Annotated in this window: 20 protein-coding genes; 17 read left to right on the forward strand and 3 right to left on the reverse strand. The window is 37.1% G+C overall.

The window, feature by feature from the left end; genetic code table 11:
- The first annotated feature begins 65 nt into the window (after window positions 1-65).
- A complete protein-coding gene (locus ESZ48_RS02100) occupies window positions 66-722 on the forward strand; it encodes a hypothetical protein (protein ID WP_129015644.1) in 657 nt (218 codons plus the stop codon).
- On the opposite strand, the gene brnQ is transcribed toward ESZ48_RS02100, so the two are convergent.
- Entirely contained in the window at window positions 700-1,983 is a 1,284-nt protein-coding gene (brnQ, locus tag ESZ48_RS02105) for a branched-chain amino acid transport system II carrier protein (RefSeq protein ID WP_129015645.1), read from the reverse strand. The two genes, ESZ48_RS02100 and brnQ, sit on opposite strands and share 23 nt — an antisense overlap.
- Before the next feature lie 78 nt (window positions 1,984-2,061).
- On the opposite strand from brnQ, the gene ESZ48_RS02110 reads away from it, so the two are divergent.
- From ESZ48_RS02110 to ESZ48_RS02125, 4 genes are all read left to right on the forward strand, one after another.
- Complete coding sequence (locus ESZ48_RS02110) at window positions 2,062-2,838, forward strand: alpha/beta fold hydrolase (protein WP_129015646.1); 777 nt, start codon at window positions 2,062-2,064, stop codon at window positions 2,836-2,838.
- 61 nt (window positions 2,839-2,899) lie between these two features.
- Entirely contained in the window at window positions 2,900-3,163 is a 264-nt protein-coding gene (locus tag ESZ48_RS02115; protein WP_223266331.1) for a DUF1660 family phage protein, read from the forward strand.
- Window positions 3,164-3,240: 77 nt separating this feature from the next.
- Window positions 3,241-3,474 (forward strand): hypothetical protein, encoded by a 234-nt coding sequence (locus ESZ48_RS02120; RefSeq protein WP_129015647.1) that lies wholly within the window; start codon window positions 3,241-3,243, stop codon window positions 3,472-3,474.
- A 330-nt stretch (window positions 3,475-3,804) separates the two neighbouring features.
- The gene (locus ESZ48_RS02125) at window positions 3,805-4,023 is read left to right on the forward strand and encodes a hypothetical protein (protein ID WP_129015648.1); all 219 of its coding nucleotides are present in this window, start codon (window positions 3,805-3,807) and stop codon (window positions 4,021-4,023) included.
- On the opposite strand, the gene thiL is transcribed toward ESZ48_RS02125, so the two are convergent.
- Window positions 4,017-5,066, reverse strand: a complete 1,050-nt coding sequence (thiL, locus tag ESZ48_RS02130) for a thiamine-phosphate kinase (protein WP_129015649.1) — start codon at window positions 5,064-5,066, stop codon at window positions 4,017-4,019. The genes ESZ48_RS02125 and thiL overlap by 7 nt on opposite strands.
- Before the next feature lie 175 nt (window positions 5,067-5,241).
- Between thiL and ESZ48_RS02135 the strand changes: the two genes are divergently transcribed.
- The 12 genes from ESZ48_RS02135 to ESZ48_RS02190 all read left to right on the forward strand — a co-directional run bounded on the left by ESZ48_RS02135 (window position 5,242) and on the right by ESZ48_RS02190 (window position 16,687).
- Window positions 5,242-5,571: a HesB/IscA family protein gene (locus ESZ48_RS02135; RefSeq protein WP_129015650.1), complete on the forward strand. Its 330-nt coding sequence runs from the start codon at window positions 5,242-5,244 to the stop codon at window positions 5,569-5,571.
- 53 nt (window positions 5,572-5,624) lie between these two features.
- Window positions 5,625-7,073: a Fe-S cluster assembly protein SufB gene (gene sufB / locus ESZ48_RS02140; protein ID WP_129015651.1), complete on the forward strand. Its 1,449-nt coding sequence runs from the start codon at window positions 5,625-5,627 to the stop codon at window positions 7,071-7,073.
- A gap of 62 nt (window positions 7,074-7,135) precedes the next feature.
- Window positions 7,136-7,534 (forward strand): hypothetical protein, encoded by a 399-nt coding sequence (locus ESZ48_RS02145; RefSeq protein WP_129015652.1) that lies wholly within the window; start codon window positions 7,136-7,138, stop codon window positions 7,532-7,534.
- A gap of 59 nt (window positions 7,535-7,593) precedes the next feature.
- Complete coding sequence (gene sufC / locus ESZ48_RS02150) at window positions 7,594-8,346, forward strand: Fe-S cluster assembly ATPase SufC (RefSeq protein ID WP_129015653.1); 753 nt, start codon at window positions 7,594-7,596, stop codon at window positions 8,344-8,346.
- Window positions 8,347-8,419: 73 nt separating this feature from the next.
- Window positions 8,420-9,733 carry a Fe-S cluster assembly protein SufD gene (sufD, locus tag ESZ48_RS02155; RefSeq protein WP_129015654.1) on the forward strand — a complete coding sequence of 438 codons (1,314 nt, stop codon included), beginning with the start codon at window positions 8,420-8,422 and terminating at the stop codon, window positions 9,731-9,733.
- A gap of 150 nt (window positions 9,734-9,883) precedes the next feature.
- Complete coding sequence (locus ESZ48_RS02160; protein ID WP_129015655.1) at window positions 9,884-11,098, forward strand: aminotransferase class V-fold PLP-dependent enzyme; 1,215 nt, start codon at window positions 9,884-9,886, stop codon at window positions 11,096-11,098.
- 24 nt (window positions 11,099-11,122) lie between these two features.
- A complete protein-coding gene (locus ESZ48_RS19205; protein ID WP_190246180.1) occupies window positions 11,123-11,770 on the forward strand; it encodes a DUF4377 domain-containing protein in 648 nt (215 codons plus the stop codon).
- A gap of 83 nt (window positions 11,771-11,853) precedes the next feature.
- Window positions 11,854-12,276 (forward strand): SufE family protein, encoded by a 423-nt coding sequence (locus tag ESZ48_RS02170; RefSeq protein ID WP_129015656.1) that lies wholly within the window; start codon window positions 11,854-11,856, stop codon window positions 12,274-12,276.
- A gap of 229 nt (window positions 12,277-12,505) precedes the next feature.
- Entirely contained in the window at window positions 12,506-12,829 is a 324-nt protein-coding gene (locus tag ESZ48_RS02175) for a DUF59 domain-containing protein (RefSeq protein WP_129015657.1), read from the forward strand.
- Between the two features lie 188 nt (window positions 12,830-13,017).
- Complete coding sequence (locus ESZ48_RS02180; protein ID WP_129015658.1) at window positions 13,018-14,853, forward strand: ABC transporter ATP-binding protein; 1,836 nt, start codon at window positions 13,018-13,020, stop codon at window positions 14,851-14,853.
- 307 nt (window positions 14,854-15,160) lie between these two features.
- Window positions 15,161-15,667: a DUF2480 family protein gene (locus tag ESZ48_RS02185; protein WP_129015659.1), complete on the forward strand. Its 507-nt coding sequence runs from the start codon at window positions 15,161-15,163 to the stop codon at window positions 15,665-15,667.
- Between the two features lie 81 nt (window positions 15,668-15,748).
- Window positions 15,749-16,687, forward strand: a complete 939-nt coding sequence (locus tag ESZ48_RS02190) for a DUF3078 domain-containing protein (protein ID WP_129015660.1) — start codon at window positions 15,749-15,751, stop codon at window positions 16,685-16,687.
- Window positions 16,688-16,758: 71 nt separating this feature from the next.
- On the opposite strand, the gene hflX is transcribed toward ESZ48_RS02190, so the two are convergent.
- Window positions 16,759-17,973 (reverse strand): GTPase HflX, encoded by a 1,215-nt coding sequence (hflX, locus tag ESZ48_RS02195; protein WP_129015661.1) that lies wholly within the window; start codon window positions 17,971-17,973, stop codon window positions 16,759-16,761.
- Between the last annotated feature and the right edge of the window lie 65 nt (window positions 17,974-18,038).

Raw genomic sequence — 18,038 nt, forward strand, 5'->3', positions numbered from 1 at the left:
TTTCTTTCTACAATGAAAATTAAAAAATTTGACTAATTTTACACAAAATGTTATATATTTAACAAATGCGTACAATTACTGCTTGTGTCAATGAGATTTTAATTGCTCAACCTTTTTTGGAAGAAGCATTGTCCAGAGGTATTATCAATTATTCTGCCTTGGCGGAAGAGTTGGTGGTTCCCATTAGTGAGATGTTGAAAAAACCGATAAAATCTGGAGCCGTTATGATGGCGTTGCGCCGATACCAATCACCTATGGATTTTGGAAACTCCCAAAAACTCAAACGCGTGATTCAAAACTTAGGCGATATTACCGTAAGATCCAATTTAACCGATTTCACCTTTCAAAATTCAAAAACCTTAAGCTATAGCCACTCCAAAATACTGGAACAAATGGATAGTTATTCTAATGTGTTCTATGCGTTTACTCGGGGTATTTACGAGAGTAATATCATCATCTCAACGTCTCAGAAACATAATATTCTAAAGAGTTTTCACAATGAGATTTTACTGGGAGAAAAAGCTGAGTTATCGGCGATTACCATAAGCCTGCCTTCTGATAATTCTAAAGTGACAGGTCTTTATTATCAGATTTTTAAACGTTTGGCTTGGGAAGGGATTGCACTCTATGAAGTCGTTTCTACAACCAACGAATTTACCATTCTGGTGGAGGATGAAGTGGTAGACAAGGCGTTTTCGGTTATGAAGCGTTTGAAGGATTAAAGTGTTCAAATCCATTCAAGATCATAAACATTAGAAGTGAAGGTATCATCCAACCCAAATTGAATTGCGCCAATGGAATAAAATCGATGACAGCGTTCAAGTTTTCCGAAGGCATCAATATTTTCAGAAAATCAGGGATGCTAAATATAAATGCAGTGATAACAACCCCTCTAAAAACTAAGGATGTTGCCCATTTTTCTGGAATGGTATTCAGCAAAATTAAAATGACGGTAATGGGATAAATAAACATCAGCGCAGGAATAGCGATGTCAATGATATATCCAACATCAAACTGGCCCATCACTACGCCTAATAAACTTCCTATGATTGCGGTTAACGTATACGCCTGTTTAGAGTTATTGAATAAGCCTTTAAAATAATCGGCGGTACCTGTGATGATGCCCACGGCAGTGGTAAAACACGCCAAAGCAATTAAAATACTGAGTAAGCTTGCACCTGCGCTTCCGAGTGTTTTATTTCCTAATGCCAAGAGCAGTTCTGGTCTTGTGATAGTGGATGGAAATTCTGAATTGTGCAATGATCCTATCAAAATAAGACCAGTATAAATAACGAACAATCCAATGCCAGCTACCAATCCAGCCTTGAAAATTAATTGCCTTTTTACCGCAAAGGATTGTGAATTGTTTAAGTTGATGGAGATGATCAATACGGCTCCTACTACCATGGCTGCAAGGGCATCAAAGGTTTGATAGCCTTCTAAAATACCATCCACTAAAGGCATTTGGAGTTGTGATGGCTGCATGGTATCTGCAGGTATAAAAACAGCAATACCTATGATAGCTAACAATATGGCAATAATGATAGGTGTTAGGTATTTGCCCAAGAGGTCCAAAACTTTTGAGCGATTCATCACAAAAATAAACACCAAGATAAAATAGATGCTGCTGGTGAGTAAGCCGCTGCTCTTAAAAAATGGCGCAATCGCCATTTCGTGGGTTACGGATGCCGTTCTTGGTGCAGGTAATATAATGCAGATGGCATAAACCAATATACAATAGATGATACTGAATACATGGGATACTTTTTTACCAAAATCGTACATCGTGCCCTGTAATCTGGCGTGTGCGATAATACCTAATATGGGAATTGCCACTGCAGTAATCACAAAGCCGATGGTCACCAAAAACCAATCAGGACCTGCATTGAATCCTAAAAACGGTGGTAATATTAAATTTCCAGCGCCAAAAAACATCGAAAATAATGCGAAGCCGGTAATAAGTATGTCCTTCGTTTTATTCATGTCATAATTAATATAATGTCTTCACGGTTTTGCTTCACGCCTCAAACTCTTTATATCTTTGCCGAATATAGTTCAAATATGATTTTAGAATACAAAAATATACCAATTTATTATAATGATGAAGGCCAAGGAAAGGCGGTAGTTTTGCTTCATGGTTTTTTGGAAACCTCTGCCATGTGGAAAGATTTGGTTGCAGAAATTGGAACTAGCCATCGGATTATTACCATAGATTTATTGGGGCACGGAAAAACGGGTTGTTTGGGCTATATCCATACTATGGAAATGATGGCTGATGCGGTTGTGTTTGTTTTGGAGCATTTGAAGATTGAAAAGTCATTTGTTATCGGACATTCTATGGGTGGTTATGTCGCTTTGGCATTTGCTGAAGTTTTTCCTGAAAAGTTTTATGGTCTTTGCTTGATGAATTCTACCCCATTTGCAGATAGTCTTGAACGTCAAATTAATAGAGGTCGTGCTATTAAAGTTGTAAAACAAAATCATAAGAATTTCATAAGGATGTCAATTTCCAATTTGTTGAACCCTGAACATAAAGAACAGTTTGTCGATGAAATTGAGTCAATAATGGTGGATGCCATGGATTTGCCAGTTCAAGGAATTGTTGCTGCGTTGGAAGGAATGAAAATTAGAAAAGACAGAAGATTTGTACTTGAACAACTAGAGGCTAACAAAATGATTATTTTAGGTCGTAAAGACCCTGTTCTTGAATTTGATAGCTTAAGCGCACAACTCATTGGATTAGAGGTTGAAATTGTTGAGTTTCCTGACGGGCATATGTCACATATTGAAAATAAACACGAATTTACTTACATTATAAAACGCTTTATCGAAAATTGATACGTTTTGACGTTAGTTTGAATTATTATTTTTAAGTTAGGCATCTCTAACTAAGACAACCATGAAAAAAACCAGTAATGCCCCAGCTCCTATGAAGCTTTATTGCAGCCTTTTTGGTCACAATTATGAGGTTTCAAAAAAAGTCACTTCGCACGTAAAAGAATATACCTGCAAGTGTTGTAAAAGACAACTCACCACCAATAGTAACGGTGATTTAACAGAGTTAACACCTAAGTTTAAAGAAATCAATTCTATTTTGGAAGAGATGTACCTGCGAAGAACGCTCCGTTCACAGGAGAAAGCGTACAGTACATCGATATATTAGAATTTGAGATTGGCTTATTGCTTTGATTTATATATATTTAGATATCCTCTAAAGTAATAATTAAAACATATAGCCAAGTGAAAACAGTTTATTGTTCTATTTTTGGGCATAACTATGTTGTTTCCAAAAAAATCACGTTTCACGTCAATGAGTATAAATGTACACATTGCCGTGCACAAATGACCACTGATAGCAACGGCGAATTAACACCGTTGACCCCAAAGTTCAAGGAAATCAACTCTGTACTTGAACGTATCCATAAAAGAAGAAAAATTAAAAGATTGGAAGGCTTGCTCATTTTTGAGCATTGATCTATAGTCTGATTAATTGCTTTCTCCTAAGCTCAGCTTAAATTCACTTATAACGTGATTTAAAAAGCTTGAAAAATCTGATAGAATTTTCCGCTTTATAAACTCCTCAAACTGGTTTTGAGATGTCTCAGTGTGTCCAAATTTAAAATCTTAAACTCACCGATCTTCCAGTTCTTAAAATCAATTCTGTATTCCGAACTTGTCGGAATCTGTGGTAGGCTACACTACCATAATGCGTCTCTATATTCGTTTTATTAAAAACTTAACACATAATTTTCTCAATTGTAATTCGTTTTGATTACCATGTCCGTAGTCCTTAAATCTTGAGTTTTGAAAAATATATATTGTAGATTATTTAATCACGATTTCATAGTGAAAAACGAAATTACCAAATTTGTAAAAGAATACAAATGCTTGCGCTGTGGGATGCAATTGACCACTAGTGATAAAGGAGAACTTGTTCCTTTGACTGATAAGCGGCGCGAAATCAATAAGGTGTTAAAAAACCTCTACAATAAAAGACGTAAAATAAAACAAAAAGCCTATTGATCTTTTAAGGCATTCCACCCTTTGGCTATTAATGGAATAAGTGCCTCGCTGCGTGTTATTAAATGCATGCCTTGATCTTTTTCTGTCATATAGCCAATCACCGTTAAATTGGGATTCCCTTTAATCTTAGGAAAATCTTCTTGGGAGATGGTCATCAACAATTCATAATCCTCTCCACCATTTAAAGCAATTGTTGTGCTGTCAATATTGAATTCTTCACAGGTAGATATGACTTGTGGATCTAACGGGATCTTGTTTTCATACAATACAGCACCTACTTCACTTTGCTTGCATAAATGAATGATTTCTGAAGATAAACCATCACTTATATCAATCATAGAAGTGGGTTTTACTTTTAAATCCTTTAAAAGCTTGACAATATCTTTCCGTGCCTCTGGTTTCAATTGGCGTTCCACAATGTAGGTGTACGGTTCTAAGTCGGGTTGATTGTTTGGGTTAACCTTAAAGACCTCTTTTTCACGTTCCAAAATTTGAAGTCCCATGTATGCAGCGCCCAAATCGCCTGTAACTACCAATAAATCGTTGGGTTTTGCACCGCTTCTATAAACAACATCATTTTTGTTGACTTCCCCAACTGCAGTTATAGAAATAATTAATCCTGTTGTAGAGGAGGTTGTGTCACCACCAACCACATCCACACCATAAATTTTTGAAGCAGTTTCAATGCCGGCGTAAAGTTCTTCCAATGCTTCTAACGGGAATCGGTTGGAAATAGCAATGCCAATCGTCACCTGCGTCGCGTTCGCGTTCATGGCGTATACGTCAGATAAATTAGCAATCATAGCCTTGTAGCCCAAGTGTTTTAAAGGCATGTAACTCAAATCGAAATGCACATGTTCCACCAATAAATCTGTGGTAATCACAACTTGTTTTGATTTAAAATCCAAAACAGCGGCATCATCACCAATGCTTTTGATTGTGGATTTTTGAGTCACCTCAAAATGTTTGGTCAAATGGTCTATGAGACCAAACTCACCTAATTCACTAATAGGGGTGCGCGATTGATTTTTATCTTCTATCATGATGCAAATTTAGCGATATAGCTTAGAAAACACCAATCATTTTTCGGAATAATTCTAAGCTGTCTGGTATCTAAAAAACCAATAGTGCTATTTAGGAATATATTGAAAAGTTCCATGGAATTACCCTTCTTATATTGTATATTTGTGCTCTATTTAGAAATAATCTTAATAAGGAATGATAAAAGTATCTGAAACAGCTAAAAAAAAGGTCATTGAGCTCATGAGTGAAGATGGCTTTAACTGCGCAACCGACTTTGTACGCGTTGGTGTAAAAAGTGGCGGTTGTTCAGGATTATCATATGATTTGAAATTTGATAAATCACAAAGAGATGAGGATAAGGTCTTTGAAGATAATGGTGTCAGAATTGTTATCGACAAAAAAAGCTTTTTATACCTCATTGGTACGACCCTTGAATATTCAGGCGGTTTAAATGGTGCAGGGTTTGTATTTAATAATCCAAACGCAAATCGCACATGTGGATGTGGGGAATCATTTTCTCTATAATCTCATCCCAACCTTCCCAAAAGGAAGGAGTTGAACAAATAATGTAAATGACAATGACGAAATACACAGAAGACGATTTAAGAGAAGAATTAAAAACCAAGGAATACGAATATGGGTTTTATACTGATATTGAGTCCGATACGTTTGAGCCAGGTTTAAATGAAGATGTTGTCCGCGCCATTTCTTTGAAGAAAGAAGAGCCGGAATGGATGACCGAATGGCGTTTGGAAGCCTTCCGAGCATGGGAAAAGATGGTTGAACCAGAGTGGGCGAATGTGAAATACCAAAAGCCAGACTTTCAGGCTATTTCCTATTATTCAGCACCCAACACCAAACCAAAATATGATAGTTTGGATGAGGTGGACCCAGAGTTATTGGAAACTTTCAAGAAATTGGGAATTTCTATGGATGAACAGAAGATGTTGGCGGGCGTTGCTATGGATGTTGTAATTGATTCGGTTTCCGTTGCTACAACTTTTAAGAAATCATTGGATGAGAAAGGCATTATTTTTTGCTCTATCAGTGAAGCGATTCAAAAACACCCTGAATTGGTCAGAAAATATATTGGTACCGTTGTGCCACGGACCGATAATTTTTATGCGGCTTTAAACTCAGCGGTTTTTAGTGATGGAAGTTTCTGTTATATTCCAAAAGGCGTGCGTTGCCCAATGGAATTATCAACCTACTTCCGAATCAATCAAGGTGGAACGGGTCAATTTGAAAGAACACTTCTTATTGCTGATGAAGGTAGTTATGTAAGTTACTTAGAAGGTTGTACAGCGCCAAGTCGTGATGAGAATCAATTGCACGCTGCTGTAGTAGAGTTAATTGCTATGGATGATGCCGAAATTAAGTACTCTACGGTTCAAAATTGGTACCCAGGAAATGCTGAAGGAGTAGGTGGGGTTTTCAACTTCGTAACCAAAAGAGGGATTTGCGAAAAGAACGCGAAAATCTCATGGACACAAGTAGAAACCGGTTCTGCGGTGACTTGGAAATATCCAAGTTGTATTTTGAAGGGTGATAATTCAGTAGGTGAATTTTACTCGATTGCGGTGACTAATAATCACCAACAGGCAGATACAGGAACCAAAATGATTCATTTGGGTAAAAACACTAGATCTACTATTATCTCTAAAGGTATTTCGGCAGGAAAATCGCAAAATTCATATAGAGGTATTGTGCATATTGGAGCGCGAGCTGAAAATGCACGAAACTTTACGGAATGTGATAGTTTGTTAATGGGTAACGAATGTGGTGCACATACCTTCCCATATATTGAGGTGAAAAACAAATCAGCAAAGGTTGAACACGAAGCGACTACAAGTAAAATTGGGGAAGACCAAATTTTCTACTGTAACCAACGTGGTATTGATATTGAAAAAGCCATTGCCTTAATCGTTAACGGTTTTAGTAAGGATGTTTTGAACAAATTACCAATGGAATTTGCTGTGGAAGCACAAAAACTATTAGAAATAAGTTTAGAAGGATCTGTAGGATAACAAATTCTATAAATTCAGTGCAGCTAATCTATTGACCATCAGATAACCAACTCAAATAGCCAGTGCAAAAATTAATTGTCATTTTATTAATAGCCACACTTTTTATTGGTTGTAAAAAGGATACGAAATCTCCCAGTTCTGTAGTCGAAAGTGAAGAAGTAAATAGTGATAGAGAAATCTCAGGAAGCTTTTTTTATTTTGATGATTCAGCTGTTTTGCAAACGAATAGAGAATTGTTCGGGGTTATTATAAATGAAAAATCCCAGGAATTGATTAAAAGAACAAAACCTCTAAAAGAAGCACCAACTGATGAGGTTGCGGTGACTTTGAAAGTAAAAGTCACTAAAAAACCAGAGCATGAAGAAGGATGGGAAAATAGGGTTGAAATTATTGATATTATAAACGTGTCCAAGGTTGATCAGAAAGACAGTGACATCATAAAGTTAAGAACGGAAGAATAAGAACTCCAAAAATTTAAATTATAGGAAGTAAGTCCTTAAAAATTGAAAGTTAGAAGCATATGTTGAAAATTAATAATTTACACGCAAGTATTAATGATAAAGCCATTTTAAAAGGCATTAATTTAGAAGTAAAAGCGGGCGAAGTGCATGCGATTATGGGGCCAAATGGTTCAGGTAAAAGTACGCTTGCATCGGTTATAGCTGGTAAGGATGAGTATGAGATGACGGAAGGTGAAATCCTTTTTGAAAACGAAAATATTAATGAGTTATCGCCTGAAGAGCGCGCTCATAAAGGTGTTTTCTTGTCTTTTCAATATCCTGTTGAAATTCCAGGTGTTTCAGTAACCAACTTTATTAGAACCGCCATCAATGAAACCCGTAAAGCTAAAGGTCTTCCAGACATGCCGGCTAATGAGATGCTGAAAATGATTCGCGAAAAATCAGAGATGTTGGAAATTGATCGTAAGTTTTTATCCCGATCTTTAAATGAAGGTTTTTCAGGTGGTGAAAAGAAGCGTAACGAAATCTTTCAATTAGCCATGTTGGAGCCAAAACTCGCTATCCTTGATGAAACAGATTCAGGATTGGACATTGATGCGCTTCGTATTGTGGCCAGCGGCGTTAACAAAATTAAAAGTGAGGATAATGCTGTAATCATCATTACCCACTACCAACGTTTGTTGGATCATATTGTGCCAGATTTTGTCCACGTATTACACGAAGGGCGTATCGTTAAATCTGGTGGAAAGGAATTGGCCCACGAGCTTGAAGAAAAAGGCTACGACTGGATTAAGGAAGAGTTGAACGCATAATTTAAGTGTGCAGTACACAGTATGCAGTCTACAGTGACTGTTAACTGAAAACTGCCAACTGAAGACAGAAAAAATGGAACTAAAAGAAAAACTCATAGCCTCATTTATGGCATTCGAAAACTTGGTGGATATAGATTCGCCAGTTCATGATGTCCGCAGTGAAGCGATAAAAGAATTTGAAACGCAAGGCTTCCCGTCAAGAAGAGACGAAGCATGGAAATACACCTCGTTAAATAGTATTTTAAAACACGATTATAGTGTGTTTCCGAAAAGTGAAAACCATATCGATTATAACGATATTAAGAAATATTTCATCCATGATATTGACACTTATAAGATAGTCTTTATCGATGGAAAATATTCGTCACACTTCTCTGAAACTACTCATGATGGTATTGATGTGTGCTTGATGTCATCGGCCTTGTCTAAACCTAAATACAGACCTATTATTGAAAATTATTTCAATAAAGTGGCCACCAAAGACGGTTTAACATCTTTGAATACGGCGTTTTCTCAAGAAGGTGCCTATATTCATATTCCTAAGAATAAATCGGTTGCTAAACCAATTCAGATTGTTCATTTCTCAACAGGTAATGAAGCGGCCCTGATGTTGCAGCCACGTAATTTGATCGTAGTGGATGAAAATGCCCATGTTCAAATTATTGAGCGCCATCAAAGTCTGACAGAAAATCCTGTATTGACTAATACGGTTACTGAGATTTTTGCCGACAAACGTGCCATTGTGGATTATTATAAAATCCAAAATGATAACGAAAACGCCTCTCTGATTGACAGTACCTTTATCGATCAAAAACAGGAAAGTTGTGCGTCAGTGCATACGTTTTCATTTGGTGGTAAGTTAACGCGCAACAATCTTAGATTTTATCAAAATGGCGAGCGTATTGATTCTACCTTAAAAGGTGTAACCATTATTGGCAATAAACAACATGTGGACCACAACACTTTGGTACATCATATTGAGCCAAACTGCGAGAGTCACCAAGACTACCAAGGTATTTTTGGAGACAGTAGTGTAGGAGTTTTCAATGGAAAAGTGCTTGTTAATAAAGAAGCTCAAAAAACCAATGCGTTCCAGGCCAATAATAACATTTTGTTAAGTGATAAAGCAACAATAAATACGAAACCTCAATTGGAGATATTTGCAGATGACGTTAAATGTTCTCACGGTTGTACCATCGGACAATTAGATGAAAGTGCCATATTTTATATGCAATCAAGAGGTATTCCAGAAAAAGAAGCTAAGGCTTTACTGTTGTATGCTTTTGGTAATAGCGTATTAAGTTCAGTTAAAATCCCAGAAATTAAGCAACGTATTACGAATATCATTGCAACCAAATTAGGGATTAACATTGGATTCGATCTATAAATGTGCCATTCCCACAATCCCGATGACAATCGGGAGGGGATCACTTTAAATTAATTTAAATTTTTTTTGGAGCTATTTCCAGCTTTCGGCAGTCGCTCTCTGCGAGGAGCTCCAACAATGCCTCAATCTGGGCTATCAAAAAAGATCGCTATGTTCAACGTAGAAACCATAAGAAAAGATTTTCCAATACTTCAAAGACAAGTCAATGGGAAACCATTGGTGTATTTTGACAATGCTGCCACTTCACAGACACCACAACGAGTTATTGATGCCATTGTAGATTACTATTCAAATTACAATGCCAATATCCATAGGGGTGTCCATAGTTTAAGTCAGGAAGCAACGGATAAATATGAAGAAGCGCGATTAAAAATCCAAAAGCACTTTAATGCTAAGAAGTCTCATGAGATCATCATGACGTCTGGCACAACGCATGGTATCAATTTGGTAGCGAGCGGCTTTACTTCACTTCTAAAAAAAGGTGATGAAGTTATCGTGTCTGCATTAGAGCACCATAGTAATATTGTGCCTTGGCAAATGTTATGTGAACGTAGTGGGGCCGTTTTGAAGGTCATTCCTATGAATGATGAAGGCGAACTGGTCATGTCGGCGTACGACGATCTTCTTTCAGAAAAAACAAAACTCGTATTTGTCAATCATATTTCAAATGCATTGGGAACCATCAATCCTATTGAAAGCATCATCAAAAAAGCACATGCCGTTGGCGCAGCAGTTTTGGTAGATGGAGCGCAAGCTTGTCCTCACATAAAAGCAGATGTTCAAGCTTTGGATGTTGATTTCTACGTGGTTTCGGCACATAAAATGTGTGGGCCAACCGGTGTTGGAATGCTTTACGGAAAGGAAGAGTGGCTCAGTAAATTACCGCCATATCAAGGTGGTGGTGAGATGATTGCAGAAGTGTCGTTTGAAAAGACCACTTATGCTGGATTGCCTCATAAGTTTGAAGCCGGTACCCCAAATATTTGCGGAGGTATTGCTTTTGGCGCCGCCATTGATTATATGAATAACATAGGTTTTAAGAAAATTGATGCCTATGAACATGAACTTTTAGAATATGCCACAAAACGACTTTTAGAAATAGAAGGCTTGAAAATCTACGGCACCTCAAAGCATAAAACATCGGTAGTATCCTTTAATTTAAATGGCATTCATCCTTATGATGTTGGGACTTTACTCGATAAAATGGGTGTAGCAGTCCGTACGGGACACCACTGTGCACAACCGATCATGGACTATTTTAAAATCCCAGGTACCATAAGGGCTTCTTTTGCATTTTATAACACCAAGGCAGAAATTGATGTGTTGGTGGAAGGCGTTAAAAAAGCTAAAATGATGCTGTCCTAAGCATCCGGTTTCAAAATTAAATATATGAGTTCAAAGTTTTTAGCCATTATTTCAATGGTCGTGTTATTTTTTTCCTGTTCATCAAACAATAAGACAATTCTAATTGCAAATGCCAAAGTTGATTGCACGGGTGTAGCACCTCAAAAATGTCTTCAAATTAAGGAAGTAGGCGAAACCGATTGGACTTACTTTTACAATCCTATTGAAGGCTTTGATTATGTTGAAGGGTTCTATTATAAAATAAAAGTTGCGGTTACAGAAGTAGAAAATCCTCCAGCAGATGGTTCCTCATTAAAATATAAATTGATTGAAGTTTTAGAAAAATCAAAAGCACCTTTAAATTTAGATCAAGGCTCATGGTTGGTCACACGGGTAAAGGACAGGGACAGCTTTGGTAGAAATCCGTTTATTAAAATAGATCTGTCACAAAATGAAATTAATGGTAACACTAGTTGTAATCGGTTTTCGGCAAAAATTATGGTTACCGATAACAAGGTTGATATCTCTGAGCTTTCTTCAACAGAAATGATGTGTAGGGATATTGAAGTGGAAACTGCGTTTCTTGATGCCTTGGCAAGTATCACATCGTACACTTTAAAGGATGATAAACTTCAGTTGTTAGATGAGAATAAAGAACTGCTTATAGAATGCAACTACTTGAAATCGGAGTAGAAAATTAGATTTAATGGCTTGATATCCATTGTTAAAATGCTTATTTTGAAGAGATAAATTGTAACTTTGTATAAAATTTTAGAATGACTATAAAAGCGATACAAGAAGACCTTATTGATGAGTTTTCAATGTTTGAAGATTGGGAAGAACGCTATCAATACATGATCGATTTGGGTAAGACCTTACCGTTGATTGACGAGCAATACAAAACTCAAGAGAACATCATTAAAGGCTGTCAAAGTAAAGTTTGGGTACATGCTGAAATGGACGGCGACAAAGTGGTCTTTACTGCAGATAGTGACGCCATTATCACTAAAGGCATTATTGCGATTTTAATTCGTGTATTTTCAAATCAAAGTCCTCAAGCGATTATAGACGCCGATACTGATTTTATCGATGCTATTGGTCTTAAGGAACATTTATCGCCAACACGTGCCAACGGATTGGTGAGTATGATAAAACAATTAAAAATGTATGCTATTGCATACCAAACACAGTTAAACTAAATTCCTGAATTCCTGCGCAGGCAGGAATCTCAAACAAATTCTTGTGTAAACAGGAATCACGGAATTGTTATTTCGAAACAGATTGTTATAGCAAGATAAAGCTTGAATGCTTTCTGATTAGAAAATAGATTTTATACAAACACAGTACAGTTGAATTAAGTTGATGCGTTGTAGAGTTGAGGTGTTTATCCTAAACTCTTGAACACCTAAACTTCTAAACTTTTGAATAATGAGTGAAAAAATAGACACGTTCGCCTTAGGCGAAAAGATAGTGAACGTTATAAAAACAGTTTACGACCCTGAAATCCCTGTTGATATCTATGAATTGGGATTGATTTACGATGTTTTTGTCAATGAAGATTACGATGTTAAGATCCTGATGACCTTAACTACTCCAAACTGTCCGGTAGCTGAAAGTTTACCATTGGAAGTTGAAGAGCGCGTTAAATCAATTGACGAGGTGAGATCGGCTATAGTAGAAATGACATTTGATCCACCATGGAGTCAAGATTTGATGAGTGAAGAAGCTAAATTGGAATTGGGGATGCTGTAGTGTTCAGTTGGCAGTTGGCAGCCTTCCCGTCGTAGCAAGAGCTGAAGATGGACGGACAGTTGATTGCCTATGGAAGACGATTTGTAAGTTTTTATCTTGGTTTCGGTCACCCGTCATCGGTCACCCGTCCTTAAGATGATCTCCAATTGATGCTTAGAAAACCTAAATCCTACATCCCTCTTTAAACAATGGCAAGACCAACTCCTAAATCATTAAAAGACAAAGACAAGACAAGTCTAAGAAAGTCTTTCAGTGCTTTGGTATTTATTCCCCGATTCTTTAAGGAAATCTGGAAGACCAATAAAAAATTATTTCTATTATCGGCGTTTTGCCGACTTGTAGGTGCCCTTTTACCTGTGGTTATCTTATGGGTTGGTAAGCTTATTATTGATGAGATTATTCTTCAAACTCAGATAGACGCCTCAGATCTAACACAACTGTGGACCTATGTGGGTATTGAATTGGGTCTCATCGTCCTTTCTGATCTCATGAGTCGCGCCATTTCATTGACCGACGGTCTTTTGGGAGATGCTTACTCCATAGAATCTTCAGTTACCATTATTAAAAAAACCAATCAAATAGATATCAGTCTCTTGGAAGATTCTGAGTTCTATGATAAATTGGAACGCGCCAGGATGCAAACTGCAGGGCGTGTAGGGCTTTTGTCTAATGCCTTAGGCGAAGTTCAGAGTTTGATTTCCATTACCACACTCGTTGCAGGATTGATCTACTTTGAACCCTATCTGATTATTTTATTGGTGTTAAGTATCATCCCTTCTTTTATTAATGAGATTTGGTTCAGTCAGCAGCAATATTCATTGGCAAGAGGGTGGACGGCAGAAAGACGGGAACTCGATTACTTAAGATTTATCGGTGCGAATAACGTTACTGCAAAGGAGATTAAACTCTTTGGATTGACCGATTTTATTGTCGATCGTTTTAAAAACCTTTCCCAAGAATATTATGAACTCAACAAAAAGTTGGCGGTCAAACGCTCAGCTTTAGGCTTTGTGTTCAATGTTTTGGGCACTTTGAGTTATTATGGGGCTTATGTATTCATTATTTATCGGGTGATCTCTGGAGTGATTACTCTTGGTGAATTGACATTTTTATCGGGCTCTTTCAATAGGCTGACCCGAAACCTTCAGGATTTCTTTTCAAAATTTACAAGAATTACAGAAAGTGCACTTTATTTGAAAGATTATTTTGAGTTCATTGACCTCTCGATTGTTCCAAACCACCTTGAAGATCAAGTTTTACCAGAAAAGATAAAAACAGGTTTTGAATTTAGAAATGTGCATTTTTCTTATCCAGATTCTGAAACTGAAATTCTAAAAGGCGTGAGTTTTAAAATATCTGCCGGTGAAAAAATGGCTTTTGTAGGTCAAAATGGCGCAGGAAAAACCACACTGACCAAACTGATGTTACGGTTTTACGAACCTACATCTGGTGAAATATTGTTGGACGGCATCAATATCAATCGGTTTAAACAAGATGACTATCAAAAGTTTTTTGGGGTCATTTTTCAAGATTTTTTCAGATATGAATTTACGGTCAGGGAAAACATTGCCATTGGCGATATTGACGAATTGGACAATCAAGAAAAAATTGAAAATGCCGCTCAATTGAGTTTGGCTGATGAAGTTATTTCTGAATTTAAAAAAGGTTATGATCAACAACTCGGAAAACGCTTTTATAAAGGACAGGAACTTTCAGGTGGCCAATGGCAAAAGGTAGCTTTGGCAAGAGCGTATATGAAGGACGCTGAGGTGATGATTTTAGATGAACCAACTTCAGCCTTGGACGCCAAGGCAGAAAGTGATGTGTTTAAGCGTTTTATTGCGTTGACTAAAGGGAAAACAAGCATCATCATCTCTCACAGATTTAGTACCGTCAGGCAAGCCGATCGGATTTTGGTATTGGAAGAAGGAAAAGTATTAGAAATGGGAACGCATGAGGAATTGATGGCAAATGATGCACTTTACGCACAACTCTTTCAATTGCAAGCGGAAGGCTATCAGTAAAGAGATGTGCTTGAATAGTTTGTAGGAGATTTATCTCTTTAGTTTTCCGCGCACGTCGTCCTTGATGGATTGATTAAGAGCAACGGTTCTTTGGATTTAAAATGAGATCCCGCCCAAAAGCGGGATTAGTTCAACCAACTATTTTGTCAGCGCACTTCGTGCTTGATGGTTCGATTAAGAGCAATAGTTCTTAAGTTTAAATATGAGATCCCGCCCAAAAGCGGGATTAGTTCAACCAACTATTTTGTCAGCGCACTTCGTGCTTGACAAAATAGGGTTTCACTAACAAAAAACTTAATTTTACATTATGGAAAATGAAATTATCAACAGAGTAGCCAATAGTAAATTGGTAGTGGTAAACTTAGAGGATTATTATCCAAAGGGTCAGCGTACCGTTTTTGATATCAAGGATTGGTTGTTTCAGGAATTAGTGCTTCGAGAAAAGGATTTTAGAGCACACGTCAATGAACATAATTGGTCGCAGTATCAAGACCAATACGTAGCCTTGACCTGTACTTCAGATGCCATTGTGCCGGCATGGGCTTTTATGTTGCTGACCATGCATTTACAACCTTATGCAAAAACAATCGTTGTGGGCAGTTTGGAACAACTTGAAACGTCCATATATCAGGAGGTCATTCAAAACATAGAAACCGATGCGTTTGTAGATCAACCGCTCATCATTAAAGGGTGCACAAATAAACCCGTTCCTGCCAATGCGTATATCATGCTGTCACAAAAATTAAAACCTTTGGCAAGATCTATTATGTATGGAGAAGCTTGTTCTTCAGTACCTCTGTATAAAAGAAAATAATAGTCGACTTGAAAAAATATTGATTAAATCTTATCTTTGCACGTTTTTAAAATTAATCTAAAGAATTTAAAACATTAAATTATGAAAAACAAAGTAATTTTAAGTTTCGTCTTAATGCTGACTATGTCATTTGGTTTTGCACAAACTAAAGAAGAGTTACAAGCTCAAAAGTCAGAGAAACAAGCTGTAGCCGATGCGGCTCAAGCTGAAGCAAATGCTATCCAAGCGCAAATAGACGCCCTTCCTGGCTGGAAAAAAGGCGCATTTGGAGTTATTGGTGGAAGTTTATCGAACTTCAACAATTGGTATGCTCAAGGCGCACCTAACAACAGTTCTGGGAATATTGGAATTAATTTCAATGCCTTTGCCAACAAATTGGAAGACAAATATTTTTGGAGAAACTCTTTAACGGTTAATTTGGCTTGGGTGAAATTGGACGATAAAGATAACCCTGCTGATAATGATAGTTTTCAGCCGACCTCTGACGTGTTTAATATTTCGTCATTGTATGGTCAAAAATTAAGCGATAAATGGGCTGCTTCTGCATTGGGAGAATACAGAACAACCATTTTGAACAATTTCAATGATCCTGGATACTTAGATTTGGGTGTTGGTTTTACGTGGACGCCAGTCAACGACTTAATTGTTGTGATCCATCCTTTAAACTACAACTTTGTATTTGCAGATAACGATGCCGTTTTTGAATCCTCTTTAGGTGCTAAAATTATGGCAGATTATACTAGAAAAATGGGTGCAATCGATTTTAAATCAAATCTATCTGCGTTTTTCAGTTATAAAGGATCTGATTTGTCTAACTGGACGTGGACCAACAATTTCAGCTATACCCTTTGGAAAAATATTGGGGTAGGTTTTGATTTTGCATTGAGAAGCAATAAGCAAGAAGCTTTAAATTATGCGCTAGGTCAGTATAACGGACCAATTGGAAGTGAGCCTACTTTTGGAACTGTTGACAACGATTTACAAACCTACTACACTGTTGGTTTGACTTATAAATTCTAAGTAAAATTAAATTATATAAAAAATGCTACCTGATTCGGGTAGCATTTTTTTTTGAATAAAATAGAATGAGATTACTCTTCTTCCTCTATATAATCAGGATAAAGGAAATCGTTATATGGAAAACGGGTCACGTGAATATCTCTTACTTCATCATAAACACGATGTTTAAAACTTTCTAGATTTTCTTTGTTCAGCGCTGAGATAAAAATGGCGTCATCCCCAATTTTGTTCATCCAAGTCTTTTTCCATTCCTCTAACGTATAATTGTCCTTGGTTTTAACGGCAATTAAATCGTCCTCATCAAACGGCACTGGTTCATAGGCATCAATTTTATTGAAGACCATGATGGTGGGCTTTTGTCCACTGTCAATTTCATTCAATATTTTACGAACGGAAGCTATTTGCTCTTCAAAATTATGATGCGAAATATCTACCACATGCAGCAATAGATCTGCTTCCCTAACCTCGTCCAAAGTACTTTTAAATGATTCAATGAGCTGTGTAGGTAGTTTTCTGATAAATCCAACCGTATCACTCACCAAAAATGGCAGATTGCCAATCACTACTTTTCTTACCGTAGTATCAAGAGTGGCAAATAATTTGTCCTCGACAAAAACCTCACTATTGCTAATGACATTCATTAAGGTGGATTTACCAACGTTGGTATATCCAACTAAAGCTACGCGTACCAAGTGACCTCTATTGCCACGTTGTATAGCTTGTTGTTTGTCAATGACCTTTAATTTATCTTTTAAAAGTGTGATTCGATCCCTGACGATACGACGGTCAGTTTCAATTTCACGCTCCCCAGGACCACGCATCCCAATACCTCCTCGTTGACGTTCCAAGTGGGTCCACATCCCTTTTAATCTTGGGAGTAAATATTCACACTGCGCCAATTCAACTTGTGTCCTTGCGTAACTGGTTTGGGCACGTTGGGCAAAAATATCAAGAATAAGATTGGTTCTATCCAACACCTTGCATTCTAATATCTTGCTTATATTCCGTTCTTGGGCCGCTGATAATTCATCATCAAAAATGGCAGTATCAATTTCATTTTCTTTGATGAAATTCAATACCTCTTGCAACTTCCCCGTCCCGATAAATGTTTTGGGATGGGGTGCTTCCATTTTTTGTTTGAAGCGTTTTACCACCTCGCCACCGGCTGTAAAGGTTAAGAACTCCAACTCATCTAAATATTCTCTAGCTTGTAATTCATCTTGATCTTTGGTGATCACCCCAATTAAAACCGCTCTTTCTAATTTTATATCTGTTTTTTCTAGCATAAATGTATTTAAAATACAAAGTTACATAATTGATTGGCTATCATTTAGTATTTTTAAAACTTAAA

Source organism: Gelidibacter gilvus, assembly GCF_004115975.1.
GTDB lineage: Bacteria > Bacteroidota > Bacteroidia > Flavobacteriales > Flavobacteriaceae > Gelidibacter > Gelidibacter gilvus.

Excerpts from the sequence above, each read along its gene's own strand:
- hflX (WP_129015661.1), bottom strand. The coding sequence starts at position 17,973 with ATGCTAGAAAAAACAGATATAAAATTAGAAAGAGCGGTTTTAATTGGG.
- ESZ48_RS02185 (WP_129015659.1), top strand. The coding sequence starts at position 15,161 with ATGGAAAATGAAATTATCAACAGAGTAGCCAATAGTAAATTGGTAGTG.
- sufC (WP_129015653.1), top strand. The coding sequence starts at position 7,594 with ATGTTGAAAATTAATAATTTACACGCAAGTATTAATGATAAAGCCATT.
- sufD (WP_129015654.1), top strand. The coding sequence starts at position 8,420 with ATGGAACTAAAAGAAAAACTCATAGCCTCATTTATGGCATTCGAAAAC.
- brnQ (WP_129015645.1), bottom strand. The coding sequence starts at position 1,983 with ATGAATAAAACGAAGGACATACTTATTACCGGCTTCGCATTATTTTCG.
- ESZ48_RS02180 (WP_129015658.1), top strand. The coding sequence starts at position 13,018 with ATGGCAAGACCAACTCCTAAATCATTAAAAGACAAAGACAAGACAAGT.
- ESZ48_RS02190 (WP_129015660.1), top strand. The coding sequence starts at position 15,749 with ATGAAAAACAAAGTAATTTTAAGTTTCGTCTTAATGCTGACTATGTCA.
- ESZ48_RS02115 (WP_223266331.1), top strand. The coding sequence starts at position 2,900 with ATGAAAAAAACCAGTAATGCCCCAGCTCCTATGAAGCTTTATTGCAGC.
- thiL (WP_129015649.1), bottom strand. The coding sequence starts at position 5,066 with ATGATAGAAGATAAAAATCAATCGCGCACCCCTATTAGTGAATTAGGT.
- ESZ48_RS19205 (WP_190246180.1), top strand. The coding sequence starts at position 11,123 with ATGAGTTCAAAGTTTTTAGCCATTATTTCAATGGTCGTGTTATTTTTT.
- ESZ48_RS02110 (WP_129015646.1), top strand. The coding sequence starts at position 2,062 with ATGATTTTAGAATACAAAAATATACCAATTTATTATAATGATGAAGGC.
- ESZ48_RS02100 (WP_129015644.1), top strand. The coding sequence starts at position 66 with ATGCGTACAATTACTGCTTGTGTCAATGAGATTTTAATTGCTCAACCT.
- sufB (WP_129015651.1), top strand. The coding sequence starts at position 5,625 with ATGACGAAATACACAGAAGACGATTTAAGAGAAGAATTAAAAACCAAG.
- ESZ48_RS02135 (WP_129015650.1), top strand. The coding sequence starts at position 5,242 with ATGATAAAAGTATCTGAAACAGCTAAAAAAAAGGTCATTGAGCTCATG.
- ESZ48_RS02160 (WP_129015655.1), top strand. The coding sequence starts at position 9,884 with ATGTTCAACGTAGAAACCATAAGAAAAGATTTTCCAATACTTCAAAGA.
- ESZ48_RS02175 (WP_129015657.1), top strand. The coding sequence starts at position 12,506 with ATGAGTGAAAAAATAGACACGTTCGCCTTAGGCGAAAAGATAGTGAAC.
- ESZ48_RS02170 (WP_129015656.1), top strand. The coding sequence starts at position 11,854 with ATGACTATAAAAGCGATACAAGAAGACCTTATTGATGAGTTTTCAATG.